Origin of the sequence: Clostridium sp. BNL1100, from assembly GCF_000244875.1 — a bacterium.
Classification (GTDB): Bacteria; Bacillota; Clostridia; order Acetivibrionales; family DSM-1351; genus Ruminiclostridium.
Window position 1 is genome coordinate 2724936 of sequence record NC_016791.1, and the last position, 16468, is coordinate 2741403.

The 16468-nt window shown below is 37.3% G+C and carries 18 protein-coding genes; all 18 read right to left on the minus strand.

The genetic code is table 11. The features are described from left to right. Positions 1 to 15: 15 nt before the first annotated feature. Positions 16 to 2040 carry a flagellar biosynthesis protein FlhA gene (gene flhA / locus CLO1100_RS11545; RefSeq protein ID WP_014313929.1) on the minus strand — a complete coding sequence of 675 codons (2025 nt, stop codon included), beginning with the start codon at positions 2038 to 2040 and terminating at the stop codon, positions 16 to 18. Between the two features lie 36 nt (positions 2041 to 2076). Then, on the minus strand, positions 2077 to 3222 hold the full coding sequence (flhB, locus tag CLO1100_RS11550; protein WP_014313930.1) for a flagellar biosynthesis protein FlhB: 1146 nt from the start codon (positions 3220 to 3222) through the stop codon (positions 2077 to 2079). Positions 3223 to 3252: 30 nt separating this feature from the next. Then, complete coding sequence (fliR, locus tag CLO1100_RS11555; RefSeq protein WP_014313931.1) at positions 3253 to 4050, minus strand: flagellar biosynthetic protein FliR; 798 nt, start codon at positions 4048 to 4050, stop codon at positions 3253 to 3255. A 17-nt stretch (positions 4051 to 4067) separates the two neighbouring features. Next, positions 4068 to 4337 carry a flagellar biosynthesis protein FliQ gene (gene fliQ / locus CLO1100_RS11560; protein ID WP_014313932.1) on the minus strand — a complete coding sequence of 90 codons (270 nt, stop codon included), beginning with the start codon at positions 4335 to 4337 and terminating at the stop codon, positions 4068 to 4070. 74 nt (positions 4338 to 4411) lie between these two features. Further along, the gene (gene fliP / locus CLO1100_RS11565; RefSeq protein ID WP_014313933.1) at positions 4412 to 5212 is read right to left on the minus strand and encodes a flagellar type III secretion system pore protein FliP; all 801 of its coding nucleotides are present in this window, start codon (positions 5210 to 5212) and stop codon (positions 4412 to 4414) included. Continuing rightward, positions 5205 to 5678 carry a flagellar biosynthetic protein FliO gene (locus CLO1100_RS11570; protein ID WP_014313934.1) on the minus strand — a complete coding sequence of 158 codons (474 nt, stop codon included), beginning with the start codon at positions 5676 to 5678 and terminating at the stop codon, positions 5205 to 5207. The genes fliP and CLO1100_RS11570 overlap by 8 nt, the downstream gene beginning before the upstream one ends. 188 nt (positions 5679 to 5866) lie before the next feature. After that, positions 5867 to 6229, minus strand: a complete 363-nt coding sequence (locus CLO1100_RS11575) for a response regulator (protein WP_004621994.1) — start codon at positions 6227 to 6229, stop codon at positions 5867 to 5869. Positions 6230 to 6265: 36 nt separating this feature from the next. Further along, positions 6266 to 7480, minus strand: coding sequence for a flagellar motor switch phosphatase FliY (gene fliY, locus CLO1100_RS11580; RefSeq protein ID WP_014313935.1), 1215 nt, complete (start codon positions 7478 to 7480; stop codon positions 6266 to 6268). Further along, positions 7480 to 8466 (minus strand): flagellar motor switch protein FliM, encoded by a 987-nt coding sequence (fliM, locus tag CLO1100_RS11585; protein ID WP_014313936.1) that lies wholly within the window; start codon positions 8464 to 8466, stop codon positions 7480 to 7482. The genes fliY and fliM overlap by 1 nt, the downstream gene beginning before the upstream one ends. A gap of 11 nt (positions 8467 to 8477) precedes the next feature. Next, positions 8478 to 8987, minus strand: coding sequence for a flagellar basal body-associated FliL family protein (locus CLO1100_RS11590; RefSeq protein ID WP_014313937.1), 510 nt, complete (start codon positions 8985 to 8987; stop codon positions 8478 to 8480). A gap of 106 nt (positions 8988 to 9093) precedes the next feature. Beyond that, positions 9094 to 9291, minus strand: a complete 198-nt coding sequence (locus CLO1100_RS11595; RefSeq protein ID WP_014313938.1) for a flagellar FlbD family protein — start codon at positions 9289 to 9291, stop codon at positions 9094 to 9096. Between the two features lie 128 nt (positions 9292 to 9419). Beyond that, positions 9420 to 10781: a flagellar hook protein FlgE gene (locus CLO1100_RS11600; protein ID WP_014313939.1), complete on the minus strand. Its 1362-nt coding sequence runs from the start codon at positions 10779 to 10781 to the stop codon at positions 9420 to 9422. 99 nt (positions 10782 to 10880) lie between these two features. Continuing rightward, positions 10881 to 11282, minus strand: coding sequence for a TIGR02530 family flagellar biosynthesis protein (locus CLO1100_RS11605; protein WP_014313940.1), 402 nt, complete (start codon positions 11280 to 11282; stop codon positions 10881 to 10883). Between the two features lie 40 nt (positions 11283 to 11322). Then, the gene (locus tag CLO1100_RS11610) at positions 11323 to 12183 is read right to left on the minus strand and encodes a flagellar hook capping FlgD N-terminal domain-containing protein (protein WP_014313941.1); all 861 of its coding nucleotides are present in this window, start codon (positions 12181 to 12183) and stop codon (positions 11323 to 11325) included. A 15-nt stretch (positions 12184 to 12198) separates the two neighbouring features. Beyond that, positions 12199 to 13734, minus strand: a complete 1536-nt coding sequence (locus tag CLO1100_RS11615; RefSeq protein ID WP_014313942.1) for a flagellar hook-length control protein FliK — start codon at positions 13732 to 13734, stop codon at positions 12199 to 12201. Positions 13735 to 13805: 71 nt separating this feature from the next. Further along, positions 13806 to 14675: a hypothetical protein gene (locus CLO1100_RS11620; RefSeq protein WP_014313943.1), complete on the minus strand. Its 870-nt coding sequence runs from the start codon at positions 14673 to 14675 to the stop codon at positions 13806 to 13808. Then, entirely contained in the window at positions 14659 to 15126 is a 468-nt protein-coding gene (fliJ, locus tag CLO1100_RS11625; RefSeq protein ID WP_014313944.1) for a flagellar export protein FliJ, read from the minus strand. The genes CLO1100_RS11620 and fliJ overlap by 17 nt, the downstream gene beginning before the upstream one ends. A gap of 19 nt (positions 15127 to 15145) precedes the next feature. Then, positions 15146 to 16456: a flagellar protein export ATPase FliI gene (gene fliI / locus CLO1100_RS11630; RefSeq protein WP_014313945.1), complete on the minus strand. Its 1311-nt coding sequence runs from the start codon at positions 16454 to 16456 to the stop codon at positions 15146 to 15148. Positions 16457 to 16468 lie beyond the last annotated feature (12 nt).

Sequence of the window (16468 nt, forward strand, 5' to 3'; positions counted from 1 at the left end):
TCTTATTAGTCTCCATTAAACACTGACTGTTCCTACTGATTGTATTTCTACCCCAGAATCAACTTCATTATAAGATAAAACCACCAAACCTGGAATTACATTTTCTGTCATACGTTTAAAATATAATCTTACAACAGGTGAAGCCAGTATAATCGGTTGACTTCCAAGTTGTATTAATCTCTGAACATTTTTTGAAACGCTGTTTATTATTGTGTTTGATACAGCAGGGTCAAGAGCAAGATATGAGCCAAATTCCGTTTTTTGTATGGAATCCAGTATCATTTGCTCTACCTTAGGATCCAGTGTAATTACATTTGTATTTCCGTTAAGGAATTTCTGCGATATTGACCTTCCTAAAGCCTGACGCACATACTCAGTCAGCATGTCAACATCATGAGTGGCAGGAGCATAATCAGCCAAAGTTTCCATAATGGTAACCATATCCCTTATTGTTACATTTTCTTTTAACAGGTTTGCAAGTACTTTTTGTATTTCACCGATACTCATAATCTTAGGAACAAGTTCATCAACAATAGCCGGATAAGATTGCTTGATATTGTCCACCAATGCCTGTACTTCTTGTCTTCCAAGCAATTCAAATGAATGTTTCTTTATAACTTCGGTAAGATGTGTTGCTATAATTGAAGGTGGATCAACAACAGTATATCCAAGCATTTCTGCTTTGTCCCTCTGATTTTCCTGAATCCATATTGCGGGCAAACCAAATGCCGGCTCTATGGTTTTTATACCCTCCAGCTCTTCGTCAACATCCCCTGAATTCATTGCAAGGAAATAGTCAAACAACAATTCTCCCCTTGCCACCTGAGTACCTTTTATTTTAATAATATACTCATTTGGCCCTATCTGAATGTTATCTCTTAATCTGATAACAGGAACAATCATACCAAGTTCAAGTGCCAGTTGTCTTCTGATTAAAACAACTCTATCCAGCAAATCTCCCCCCTGATTTACATCTGCCAGAGGGATAATACCGTAACCAAACTCAAGTTCAATAGGGTCAACTTGAAGAAGGCTGACAACATTCTCAGGTTTTCTGATTTCCTCAACTTCACTTTCCTGAATTTGCACTTCCTCATCCTTATCAGCTTCTTGTTGAAGTTGTTTAATTTTATAAGCTACGATAAGTAGGACAGCAGCAAGAATTAGAAATGGCACGGGGGTTAAAAACGGCGCCATTCCGATACTGAGTAGGGCTGCTATAATAAGAACTTTGGGATTATAGAATAACTGCTTTACTACATCCTTGTTAAGATCAGAATCTGCACCTGCACGTGTAACAATAAAGCTTGTAGCTGTTGACAGCATAAGTGCAGGCAATTGACTTACCAAACCATCACCTATAGTCAGAATTGTATATGTATGTAAGGCTTCACCGACATCCTTCCCTAGCATAACAACTCCTATGATGATACCGCCTGTGATATTTATCAATGTAATAATAATACCTGCAATGGCATCATTTTTTACAAATTTACTGGCACCATCCATAGAACCATAAAAGTCTGCTTCTCTTTGTATCTTTTTCCTTCGCTCTTTTGCTTCTGCATCATTTATAAGACCTGTATTCAAATCGGCATCTATAGCCATCTGTTTACCGGGCATAGCATCCAATGTAAATCTCGCTGCAACTTCTGCAACTCTTTCAGAACCCTTTGTAATTACAAGGAAGTTAACAATCATAATTATAAAGAATATAACAAAACCAACAACCAGATTATTTCTTCCTACAAATTGTCCGAAACCCCTGATGACATGACCTGCTTCACCATTTGCCAGAATAAGCTTTGTGGCCGTAACATTAAGTGACAGACGAAATATAGTTGTAACGACTATCAACGTTGGAAACACGGAAAGATCGAGTGCCGTTTTAAGATATATTGTATTGAGCATAATTATAGCCGCAAGTATTATATTTACTGCAAGTAAAAAGTCCAACACGCCTGTAGGTATTGGCAAAATAAGATTTAAAATTGCAAGTACAACAATTAATGGTACAAAAAAATTGTTAAGCTTTGCCACTTTTTGTCCCCCTTTTCGTAAGTAAAAACTTCGTCGCTATCCTGCCTTACCGCCGTTTTTCAAGTTGTATACAAACGCAAGTATTTCCGCAACAGCTTGGTATAGATCAGGCGGAATAGCCTGTCCGATGTCTACTGTACTGTACAATGTTCTAGCCAATGGCTTGTTTTCAACAATCTGCACCTTGTTATCAGCGGCTATTTGTTTTATTCTAAGTGCTACATAATCCTGCCCCTTTGCTACAACAAATGGTGCAGCCGCCTTTTCCGAATCATACTTTAACGCTACGGCAAAGTGCGTAGGATTGGTTATAACCACATCAGCCTTGGGGATATCCTGCATCATTCTTTTCAGCGACATCTGACGCTGTTTCTGCTTGATTTTGGACTTAATCTCAGGATTTCCCTCCATCTGTTTATATTCTTCTTTAACTTCCTGTTTAGTCATTTTTAGGTTCTTTTCATAGTCATATCTTTGGTATAGATAATCGGCAAACCCTAGAATCACCATAGCCATACATATTCTTAAAGCCACGGTGAATGCTGCATCAGCTATAAATATCAATACACTCATCAAATCAGTATCAATCAGTGTTAAAACCTGTTCGGTTTTTGATTTGAGATATGAGTACGCTACCCAACCCACAATTATTATCTTAATAATTGACTTTAAAAGTTCTACTACCGACCTTAAAGAAAATATCCTTTTAAAGCCGCTTAAAGGATTTATTCTGTCTCCCTTGATTTTCAAGGTTTCCATAGTAAACAGTATCCCGACCTGTGCATAATTAACGATCAGGGCTGTAAGAAACGCTACTAAAAGTAGCGGAAGCACCGTTTTTGCCAGAACCATTAAGACATCAATAAATAGATTTGCAAGTATATTAAAATCTATTGCATCCTTAACTGTAAGATAATCATTAAATGTCTTTTTTAAATATTGTGTAAGCTGTGCATAAAATGTACCGCCGAATATCCTCATTGCAACAACAGTTACAATAAGGATTAGTGATGCTGACACTTCTCTGCTCTGAAATACTTGGCCTTTTTTCCTTGCATCACTTTTCTTCTTTGGAGTTGCTTTCTCGGTTTTATCCTCTGCACCACCGGATGCAAAAAGCTGATAATTTAATTCCAACCTACAATCTGCTTCAAATATATTGTTTGTTATGGGGTTTCTCATTCCACCCTCCAATTGGCGCCGAATAAATATTTATGTTTTCAAGGAATTCCCCATATCCTTAAGGAACTTGAATATCTGTGTATTCATGTCATCTGTAATAACTGTCACTATATATACAAAAGCAGGTATTGTTATCATAACAATAAGTATACCTAAAAATATTTTCAAAGGCATACCAAGTATAAATACATTCATTTGAGGTATGGTCTTTGATATAATTCCCAAAACTACGTCAGTAATAAAAATTGCGGCTACTACGGGAGCGGCTATTTTGAAACCCATACTGAATACTCCCGATATAATACCTATTACATCATCGGTAAGCTTGGGGCCAATTACTCCGCTTCCTAACGGAACAATCTGAAAGCTCTCATATAATGCCTTAATCAGCATGTGGTGCCCATTAGTCACCAAAAAAATTATCATTGCCAATATAAAATAAAGATTTGCAGTAACAGGAATCTGTATATTTGACATTGGATCAAAAACATTTACCATTCCAAACCCAATCTGCATGTCAATAATCTGTCCCGCCAGATATATACATGTAAATACGGCATAAGCTACAAATCCTATTATTATACCTACTAAAAATTCTTTTAATATATATAAAGCAAAAATTAAAAAATTATCAGTATTAATTATATGATCAACCCTTATGACACTAGACGCTAAAATAGCAGTTATAAAGGCAAATCCAACTTTAAAGTATACAGGTATGTTCCTTCTTCCAAAAATGGGAGCTGTTACAAACAAGCCTGTCATCCTTACAAATATAAGCAGAAATAGTTCTACATTGTTAAGCAACATACCAAAAGGTATCTGCAATGACCTCAACTCCCAAATTATTTTATAAACTGATTAATGTTTATAAATATATTCTGTGTATATTCTATCAATACTCTCAACATCCATGAGCCGAAAAGTGCTATGGCAGCCACAACCGATAAAATTTTCGGAACAAAGGTCAAAGTCTGCTCCTGAATCTGTGTAGTTGCCTGAAAAATACTTATTACCAAACCGACAACCATACTGATTAACAGAATAGGTGCGGATACATACAATATTACTTTTAAAGCTTCTTGTGCGATGTTTATAATGCTGCTCTCGTCCATTGAGAATCCACCCCTCTATACACTAACGTAAAACTATTACTCAATATACAAACCAACTTTATCCTCCCGGCTCGTCACCGGGCGAAACTAGTAATAATTGACTGAGTAAGCATAGACCATCCGTCTACCAGGACAAAAAGTAATATCTTGAAAGGCAATGAAATCATTATTGGAGGAAGCATCATCATACCCATTGACATCAATGCACTTGATACAACCATATCAATTATTAAAAAGGGAAGAAATATCAAAAATCCAAATTTAAATGCTACGGTAAGTTCACTTATTAAAAAGGCCGGAGCAACTATGGTAAGTGACAGCTTAGAAGCATCCTGAACCTTTACAGGGTCCTTCTGACCTCCAAGAGTCATAAATAACTCCAAATCCTTTTCCCTTTTATTACTGAAAATCTGCTTAACCATCCAGGTTTTAATACTTTGAGAACTTTTATCTATAGCCTGCTGCTGTGAAATTTTTCCGTTAGTATAGGGCTGAAATGCATTTTCATTGATATCAGACAACACGGGACTCATAACAAACAGTGTAATAAATAAAGCTAAACCTATTAATACCTGATTAGGCGGCATCTGCTGTGTTCCAAGAGCATTTCGTAAAAAGGACAGAATAATTATTATCCTGGTAAAGCCTGTCATCATAATCAATATTGAAGGTGCAATTGCCAGAACTGTTAATGTTACTAAAAGCTGTATACTTGAAGAAACCTCTTTAGGGTCACTGGATGCGCCTATATTTATGCCGTCTTTAGTAACAGATACTGTTGGTTCAGCAAGAGCTTGTCCGCCCATTAAGCAAAAAATAACAACCAGAATTCCGGTAAATACTATTAACCTTTTAATTTTCCTCTTTTTATCCATTTTCGCTCCGATGATTATTCATACTATTAGACAGGTTTTTTAGTTTTTCTAAATTACTCCTGAATACCACATTATTCTCACTCTCATTTTCATTTTGTGAGGGTTCAGGAACTTTTTCTTTAGTCGTCTTTACACCAAAGGTTAACCCGTTAGTGTATTTTTTCAGTATTGATGTAAAATCAACAACCTCTGAAATTGGATTTTTTACTTCTTGCTCTTGATAATCATTTATACTTACTTGTGATAAAAATTCGACATTCTTATTTGAAGCAGCTACAATAAAAAATTCTTTATCGACTTTAATAAGATGAATCCTGTTACTAGTCCCAAGGTTAAGCGTCTCAATAATCTGCATGTAATTTCCTTTAAGCATTTTCTTGGACTTATAGGCTAGATACCTTGTAGTCAGAAGCAATAGAACCATAACTACTATAAAAGCCAGTATAACAGTAAATACCTTCCCCATAATTCAATAAGCCCCTCTGCAATTTATGTTATTAAAATACTTACATGCTTTCTAAGTCCGGCTAACCCATCCATTACAAAATATCCTGCTGTTATCAGTAAAAGTTGTATGGCAATAGAAACAAATTCCTTCAACATACAGCTTTCTCAGCACTCAGCAGGATATCACAATTTAAAGCCTGTTTTTTATTAACCGATAACTTTCTTTACTGCTTCTACAACACGATCTGCTTGGAATGGCTTAACTATAAAATCCCTTGCACCTGCTTGAATTGACTCAATAACCATAGCCTGCTGTCCCATAGCTGAGCACATGATAATCTTAGCATCACTATGTATTTTTTTAATCTCTCTAACTGCTGTTACACCATCCATTTCAGGCATAGTGATATCCATTATTACCAAATCAGGAGTAAGTTCCTTATATTTTTCGATTGCCTTTAACCCATTGTCAACATCTGCAGCTATTTCATAACCGTTTTTTGATAAAATATCTTTAATCATCATCCTCATAAATGCTGCATCGTCAACAATTAAAATACTCTTCCCCATAACTTATCTCTCCTTAACAATTTGTTGATTTTATAACTATAATCGTTTTGATGGATGAATTATATCTGTAATCCTTACACCAAAGCTTTCATCAATAACAACAACTTCTCCCTTGGCAATAGCTTTACCATTGACTAATATGTCTACCGGTTCACCAGCCAGTTTATCAAGCTCAATTACTGAACCCGATCCAAACTCAAGTATATCTTTTATTAATTTTTGAGTTCTTCCCAGTTCAACTGTTACTTGCAGAGGCAAGTCCATAATAAGGCTTATGTTCTTTTTCTCTGCTGCTGAAAGCCCATCATCAAAAGCCTGAAATTGTGCAGGCTGAATATTTACAGGACTCCTTTGCCTTTGAGGCTCCTGATAACCTCCGTCAAAGCCAAAGTTAGGCATAGCCTGTTGCATCATCGGCTGTTGCATCATCGACTGTTGCATTTGCGGCTGCATTACGGGCTGAACAGGTGGCTCGATGTATGTATTCTGATTACTGAACGAAGGAGCCTGCTGTGGTGGAACAGGAGTTTTCGGCGGTTCAGGTATTACAGAATCCCGTTTATCTTCTGTTGAATTCAATAATGATGACACAAGTTCCTTGGCAAACTTAATTGGAAGCAACTGCATTATTTCACTATCAATCAAGTTTCCAACAACCATTTTAAATGCTATTTTAACCAACTGCTCATCCGGCTTAAATTCACCATATGGATCACTGCTGTCAAAACTTACAGTATAAGCCTTTGGCGGTGATATGTCAATCCTCTTGGAAAACATGGACGACATAGATGTCGCTGAGGACCCAATCATTTGATTCATGGCTTCACTGATTGCACTTAAATGAAGATCGGTCAGATCGCCTTCTATTTTGACACCTTCTCCTCCCATCATTAAATCAGTAATGATCTTAACATCATCCTGCTTTAAGATTAAAAGATTCGAGCCAATCAATCCGTCTGTATATTCTACTTTTACAGCAACGTACTGAGAAGAATAGCTCTTGGATAACTCCTCCCAAGTAGATAGTGTTACATTAGGAGTAGTTATTGTTACCTTCTGGGATAATAAAGTGAATAGAGTTGTTGCAGAAGTACCCATGCTTATGTTTCCAATTTCACCCAGCGCATCAATTTCTTGTGATGTTAAAGTCTCAGTTGTACTATTGCTGCCTGTTGCGTCGTCTGGTTCTTCTGAAGAGGAAGTACCATTCAATAGTGCATCTATTTCTGCTTGTGTGAGCATATCTCCCATTAATCTTCCTCCCTTCTAAGAACTTCAGTAATTTTAACTGCCACTTTATTCTTTTTTACACCTGGTTTAGCGTTAAACTTAGGTAAATCACCTACCAATATTTCAAGGTCTCCATTAACATTTGTATCAAGAGGCAAAACATCACCGCTCTGTAAATCAAGAAACTCGCTTATGCTTATGGAAGTCCTTCCTAATACTGCCCTGACCGGAACATACGTATGTTCAATCTTAAACTCAATATCGGATTTATTATGTTCAATCTTCTCATTCTCAACATTGGTAAACCAAAGTTTTGTACTGAGCTTAGGCATAATAGGTTCAACTGTCATATGCGGAATACAAATATTAATCATACCCTTTACTTCTCCGACTACAACATTCAAAGTAATTAAAGCAACCATTTCGTTTGGATGAATTATCTGTGCAAACTGCGCATTTGTCTCAATTTTTTCAAGCCTTGGCTTTATTGCAATTATACTCTCCCAAGGCTCTCTCATTAAATTGAGCATCTGAATGATAATCCTCTCAATAATAGCTATTTCTATTTCTGTAAATGAACGGACACGCTCCATTGATGCACCCCTGCCCCCAAGAATCCTATCAATAAGTGCATACGCAATGCTAGGGTCCATTTCAAATATAACTGAACCATTTAATGGAGTAAAATCAACAATGGCAAGAATTATCGGGTTTGCCAAAGAGTTACTGAATTCACTATATTGCAGGGCATCCACCGATAAAACATCTACCTGTACCAATGATCTTAAATATCCCGATAAAAACGACTGAACAAGTCGTGCGTAGTTTTCATTGATAAATTGCAATGTTCTTTTATGATCATTTGCAAACTTAGGCGGTTTTTTAAAGTCATGAATTTTAACTTTCTTTTCGGTTTTTGTTGATTGAATCTGCTGAACATCTATGTCGCCTGTTGTTAAAGCCTTTAGCAGCTCATCAATCTCATTTTGAGAAAGTATATCACCCACAAGCTCACCCCCTATTGATATAACCAGTAGTCAAAGATTAAATTATAAACAAGTGGACTTGTCTTTTTTTCATTTTGAGTCAATATTTCATTTATCTCTTTAGTGAGATAATCTGAAGCTTTTTTCTTAGCATCAAGCTGACTAACATCGTCAAGAGTTAATCCTTGAAAATAAGTGCCTATAGTCTGATTAATTTCCTTTGAATAGAAATCAATCTTTGCGGCTACTTCTTCTTCATTCAAGTCATCAGTGGTTTTATAGTACTTCATACTTGCACTGACAGATATAACCGCTACTTGTTTAGCGTCTGTCTTTTTAAGGTTAAAGTTCCTGTTTTCAAAAATTGTTTTCATTGCAAGATCATTATCGGATGGTACCGTATTGGTTACAACAACTGCTTCCTTATCCGCCCTGGAGTTGTTGTTTCCAAAAAAGAAAAACCCTATTGCAAGGAAAGCAAGTGTAATCGATAAAAAAGCCACGATCACCAATAAAATAAAATAGCTGCTTTTTCCCTCCAAATTTATATCCCCCTTCAAGCTTATGTATCCAGCAAATAATTACATTAGCATATAAAATGTAAACACATTATTTATTAAGGTTTATCTTATTTCCAGAACTTTAGGGCTAATTTTCATTAGCGTATTTTAAAATACCGGCTTTAAATTGCATTACTTTTTTAACAACTTCATCAACGCTCTCACATACTACATATTTTTTACCGTTGGTAAGTGTTATAACCGTATCTGGTGTACTCTCAAAACACTCTATTAAATCACTGTTCAAGACAAAGAACGTCTTGTTTAACCTGGTTAATCTTATCATAATATTTTTGCTCCAAAAACACAATAGATAAATCTCAACAATTTACAAAACAGGACCTAAATCGATATTTTACTACTATAGACTAGGCTTTAAGCCTTAGTCTATAGTAGTTATTTTTAACTAATAAATTACCTCTTTAGGTTTACAAGCTCCTGCAACATTTCATCTGATGTTGTTATTATTCTGCTGTTTGCCTGGAAACCTCTCTGTGTAATAATCATATCCGTAAACTCTCTTGAAAGGTCTACATTGGACATTTCTAGAGTACCCGGACTCAATGTACCTACACCCTGTGAACCTGCCGGAACGCCTTTAATAAAGTCACCGGAGTTAGTTGTCGGAATAAACAGGTTTCCTCCAACCTTTTGCAAGCCGGCAGGATTATCAAAGCCTGCTAGTGCTATAAGTCCCAACGGTTGTTGCTGACCATTACTGTAAACGCCTGTTAGCATACCGTCAGAACCAACGTTGAAGGTAACAAGATTACCTGTTGTATATCCGTTAACATTAGATGGCTTTACGGAACTATCTGCCGCATACTGTGTTAATTTTTTGAAGTCAAGAGTTACATCAATTTTTTTAGTACCACTAGTAGAGCCCTGATCATACTCTAAAGTGATATTATCAGGAGAAGCAGGAACATCCTTTGACAACTTTCCATTTGCATCAAACACAAGTGTAGGCTCAGGGGATGATGATATAGTATTCTTATCCTCATCCGTAATATTGTATGTCCATTGTGTAGCAGGAGCCGTAATAACTGTTTTACCATCTTTATCAAGAATAGGCGCAGTTACCGCATCACTAGTTTTTCTAAAATTAACCGACAACTGATGCGCATTTCCTAAAGAATCATAAATGGTAAAAGGTACTGAAAACTGTGAGCCAGCACCTGTAGTTACAGCATAAGCCGAATTCAAGTTTCCTGAAAATTCTGCATATGAAGTAGGTTTCGCTGCTATAATCTTCTTGTTGCCGTTGGTTGCATCAGAGTACAGATTTATCGGTTCAATCGGGGTTTCAGTATCAAACTTTACCGTACCATCACCTAATGTTTCATACTTAGTCCAACCATACACATTCATACCGTCGCCTGACACCAGATTTCCTAACTTGTCCAGACCAAAGTTTCCTGCTCTGGTGAATTTAAAGGTATCAGCATTTGAACCCTTCACTATAAAGAAGCCATCTCCTGAAATAGACAAGTCAGTAGGGTTATCGGTTCTTTGCGGACTTCCGCCAGTCATTTGGTTGTCGATTGAACCAACTGCAATACCCAAACCAATCTGCATTGGGTTTGTACCGCCTCTTGCAGTGGCAGCGTCAGGCGCTCCGGCACCTCTCAATGTCTGGTTGAATATTTCCTGGAAGGTAACTCTTCCTGCTTTAAAACCTAATGTGTTTACATTTGCAACGTTATTACCAATAACGTCCATTTTTGCCTGGTGTGCCTTTAATCCTGATACACCAGAAAACATAGATCTCATCATAATTTTTTGACCCCCTCATTTAAGGTTATCTTATTGTTCCGTCCGTCATTCGGGAACATTCTTTCAGCCTCCCGTCAGGGTCCAGCCGAATATCATTTGCTATGCAAAAATTGCACCATCAATGTTTGTAAATACGTTTTCTTTTAACTCACTATTGTTCACTGCCGTTACAACCGTTTTACTGTTTACGTTAACAACAAATGCCATGTCATCAAGTATTACCAGCGAGTCCTTAATCCCTTTCTGCTGAGCTTTTGAAACTGCATTACTGATCTTATCTTTTTGAGTCTGGGTAAGATCAATATTTCTGGCTTGCATTCTCATTTCAGCATGCTTTGAAAATTTAACTCCGGAACCCTTGTCAATCGCCTGCTGAAGAAAATTTTCAAAATTAACTCCTGAAGCATTGTTGTTGACATTTCTGGGATTCCCCGTTTGAACCTTCCCGGTTGTTAATGGCGGCTTAATTATCCTGTTTGAATAATTATTATTGATTACCATAACTCACCTTCTCTCACTTAGCAACTCCTAATGTGTCTATCTATGGCTTTTGTATGTTTGATACACTGTATACCGATATGTACATGTTATCAAGTACTGCGGTTACCTTACCTGTGTTTTCATCTATACTATAGCTCTTCAATGTTGCTGTAACAGGTACCTTTGCTCCTGTGGTACTATCCTTTATGGTTACCTTAACCTGCTTATCGGCTTCGGTTGTTCCGTTTACCTTTTGTTCAAGATAGTTCTTAATATAATTCGGATCTACAGCAGTCGAGCCTGTTACTTCGGCAATTTCAACGTTTACTCCGTCCATTACCGCATAGTCCTCATTTGCACCTCTCTGAATCTGCTTAACATTTCCTGAGAGATAAATAACGTTGCCATTAGATGAATCGTATACCGCACCTTTTACTTTATAACCTAACAGATTTGAAAAGTCAGCCAGGTTTTCATAGGAATTGTAAAGTGCGTCATCAACCTGTGTAATACTGTCTACGTCAACGTCCTTGTTATTAACCACAACAAAGGTTTTTCCGTCCTTCATTTTAACACTTGTAACTGTACCCTGTACGGAATTAACTTCAAGAGTTTTGTCATCTGATGTTGTTGCAGTAATAACCTTTCCTATCAGGGTGAATGCCTGAGATTTAGTCATTGAACCGTTCATATTCTGCATTTGTTCCAGAGAACTGAACTGAGCCATTTGGGCTATAAACTCTTTGTCGTCTACAGGTTGTAATGGATCCTGATATCTTAACTGTGTTACTAAAAGATTAAGAAAATCATTTTTTCCAAGCTCACCGCCGGTTTTTCTGGCAGCTGCCTCCTGCTTGCTCTTGGTACTTTCAATTATCTGATCAATTGTAAGTGAGTTATTTATTCCGCTGGTTTGTGCCATAATCGTACCTCCCTTCTATGCAGTCAGGTTAATTGTATTAAGATCATCTGTATACTGTGCCAACCTCTCGGGAAGATTCTCCAAAAGACTTACTCCGGCAACAGTTGACCCGGTCACACCTTCTGCATGCTTCATTCCGTTTCCTGAACCGTTATTTTTACCTTGAGTCAAACTCTGATTACGGTTTTCACTTCTGTTCTCCTGTCCAACCTGAACACTCACACCGTCTATTGCTATGCCCTGCTTTTGCAGTGAATCCTTCAGCAACTGCATGTTTGTTTCAATAATTTCTTTTACCTGCTGACTTTCAGCTATAAATTTTGCAGCTACAATACCCTGCTCAGTAACAACCTTTAGTTCAAGCTTTCCTAGGTGATCCGGCTTGAGCTGAATGATCATTTCTGTTTTATCCTGTCCCAGAATCACTTTAGCCTGTTCCATAACCTGATTTACAACGTCTGAGGTTTTAATTGGTTGGCGAACTGAAAAAACTGATTTTTCAGCAGCTATCTGGTTGTTATTTAGGACGGTCTTAACGTCTCCTACTGCCTGAAAATTCTGAGTCAAATTCTGCTCATCTGTTGTTGCTGTTTCAGCTGAAGTATTCAACCCTTGCAGTCCCAACTGTGGCTTGGTTGACTCTGTACTTTCATCATTGTCTTCCTTGGGCACATCTTTTGATTTAGTTTCAGTATGAACTTTATCGGAATCAGCTTTTTTACTGTCACCTTCTAGAGATACTTCCTCTACAACATCAGTATCAATATTTTGAGAAACGGCAGTTTCCACTGATTGCGATTGAGATTTCATTACCGCTATTATTTTAGCTGCTTCATCACTGATTAGCCCCGGATTATTCTGTCCGTTTTCAATAAGTGTGTCCAGCTTCTCTTTAACACTTAAAGCTACCTTTGACAAATCAATAGACACCTTTCCTGCCTGTGGATTAATATCCTCACTTGCCGGAATGTTATTACTATTTTCAGTAACGGCTACTGACTCAGGTTTTATCTGTTTTGTAACTTCTGTAGCCAACTTTAGCAGAATGTCCTTTTGCTTGTCATTTAGTTCAAGCAAATCAGATACCTTTTGCATAAAAACAGTCAGTTTGTCAACATTCTTGAGATCTTTCAACGAGAAACCAAGTTGTTTTGCCAAGTCAACCAACTGTCCGGGTGCAATCCCCAGCATTTGTGCAAGAGCTAATATCTGATCATCATACTTTTCAGATGCTTGAGCTTCGTCTGTGCTTACATTTGCTAATTCCTTATTGGAATCGGCTTGCACTACTGACTTTGTAGATACAGACTTTTTACTCAATTGAACTTCTGCAAATGACTTAAACTTCGTTTTACTGTCATTATCCTGCCCGACATTGTTGTTTGCTGCAGTCTCGTTACGTTTTGAATAATTGTTTACAGTGTTATCAAGTACTGATTTAAAAGATGTACCGGGTGAACTCTGTGTGGTTTTGGATTTAATATTCAAAATGTCATTACCGCTGTCCTGATTCAAGTTAAGTTTTAGTAAATTACTACTTGTCATTATCATTTTCTCACCTCCTTGTTTTTATTATATTTATGTAATGGGGTAGGAATTCTCCGTTCCCCCAATTACCTGAATTATTTTTTGGGAGTAGTTCCTGAAACACCAACCTTGTATTCCTTAGCCAATTGTTCAGATACCTTTGCTGCAAAGGCAGGTGTCATTTCAGTTAGTATTTCACCTGCGGTATCCTTTTTGAGATTTTTCATTATATCAATTATCAGTGTCATTTTACTGCTGCCCATCTGTTCCATTATTCCGGCAACAGCTGATGCGTCCATTTGTTCATATATTGAACAATATTTTTTAACATCGTCACTGACCTTTTCTTCTTTCATAATGCTTTCATACAGTTCTTCAGCTTTTTGCGGGTTAACCTTCTTAAAATAGTTCTTGTATTCGGTTGTGTCCCCAGCAGATATAACCTCGAACAGTTTGTCATAATCCTTTTGAAGACTGTCCTTTTGGGATTGCAATTTATTTTTTTCAGTCTCAAGGGCGTCCTTCTGTTGCTGAAGCAATGTGGTATTACTGTCCTTTGCAGTTACCTGATTTTTAGTATTATCTAACTGCTTTGTTAAGTCTTCAACCCGTTTTTCCAATTCTTCTTTTTGTGTTTTAATCTCGTTGTATCTGCTTCTTACCTGCTCTTCAGTCATATTTTTCTCGTCTTCGGGGTCAGGTTTCTCCGGCAGAGACCACTTTAACACAGGTATGCCCCGTATGCTGTCACCCATACTGTCTGCAACACCATTTACATTAAATTTGACAGCAAGAAATAATGCTCCCCCAATAATTAAGACAACAAGCAGCAAAGCTGTTATTATTGATACTATATAGAAAAGAGCACTGGTCGTCTTTTTCTCTTGTTTTTTTGACATTTCTGTCTTTTTAAAAAGTGTTTCTACTTTTTCATCTTGTTCTGTAAAATTAATATTTTCCGGCATTTTCTTCTCCTGAACCATCCTTGAACTTAAAACTGTTAAGCTCATCTATTAATAGTTGTTCTGCTTTACCCTGTTCCTTCAAGAACTCGCCATATTTCTTTTCTCTAAGTTTATCCAGTATCTTTCGTTCCTGTACTGCTTTGACCAGACTCTCTCTTCTTATATCGACTTGATTCTGGGCAATATATACATTTTCTTTCTGTTCTGTTATTTTTTGTTTTAAAAAGGACAAATAATTATTATAGGCCTTTATTTGACTAATGGAAATTCCTTGGTCTACCTTTGAATTAAGTTCACTGATAGAAGATTCTCTAGTTGTTTTCAAACTGGTCAAAAATTCTTTTTGCTTCTCTAACTCTCTTGAAGCTAAGGCCAGGTTATTTTTAGCATTGTCCTCCATCTGTACTTTAAGGTTCCGTACTGATTCAAGTCTAAATCCGAACTTTTGCAATCACTCCCAGCCTCCTTTACTATTTCAGTAAACTAAGTACTTGTGAATGTATATCCTCAAACGTTACCTTTTCATCGGTTTCCTGTTGAAGAAATGAAGTTATATCATCAATACTCTCTATTGCATAGTCTATCTTCTCATTACTTCCTTTTACATATGCACCTATATTGATTAAATCCTCTGCGTCTCTATGCACAGCCATTATTTTCTTTATTTCATTGGCAGATTTTTTATGTTCTTTATTAATAATGTCACCCATAACCCTGCTGACACTTGCAAGAACGTCAATAGCAGGATAATGATTTTTGTTTGCCATTGCTCTTGACAGGACAATATGTCCGTCAAGGATTCCTCTGGCAGTATCAGTTACAGGTTCCGTAAGGTCATCACCATCTACCAGTACAGTGTACAATCCTGTTATAGACCCCTTCTCAGAAGTCCCTGCTCTCTCAAGCAATTTCGGAAATACAGAGAAAACCGACGGTGTATATCCTCGTGAAACAGGAGGTTCCCCTATGGAAAGTCCTACTTCTCTTTGTGCCATTGCATATCTTGTCAATGAATCCATCAAAAGCAGTACATCCTTGCCACAATCCCTGAAGTATTCAGCAATCGCAGTGGCAACCATGGCTCCTTTAAGCCTTATTAATGCAGGTTGGTCAGAAGTAGCTACTACAACTACTGACCTTGCCAGTCCTTCGTCCGTTAAATCCCTTTCCAAGAACTCCCTTACTTCTCTTCCTCGTTCTCCAATTAAAGCAATAACATTTATATCAGCTTTTGTATTTCTAGCAACCATACCCATCAAAGTGCTCTTACCGACACCACTACCGGCAAAAATACCAACTCTTTGTCCTTTACCTATTGTTAAAAGTCCATCAATAGCTCTTACTCCCAAAGGTAAGGGCTCTGAAATCCTTTTTCTGGTTAAAGGGTTAGGAGGCTTATTATCGGTTTTATAAAAATGTTTGGATTGCAAGCTTCCCTTATCGTCTATCGGGTTTCCCAAACCGTCCAAAACACGGCCTATCAATTCAGGTCCCACTGCAACCTTTAATGTATCGCCATTGGCTGAAACAGTACTTCCCGGCCCAATACCCAGCATTTCACCCAAGGGCATTAATAAAACCTTTTCATCCTTAAAGCCTACTACTTCTGCTTTAAGTTTATTGCCACCGGGGATATGTATATTACAAAGGTTCCCAATACTCACCTGGGGGCCATCCGATTCTATAGTAAGTCCTACAACCTTTGAAACCTTACCGATATAATCTATATATTCTTTTGACTTTAATGCTTCCCTGTATTTTATTAGGTTAACGCCTGACATTTGACCTCCTGT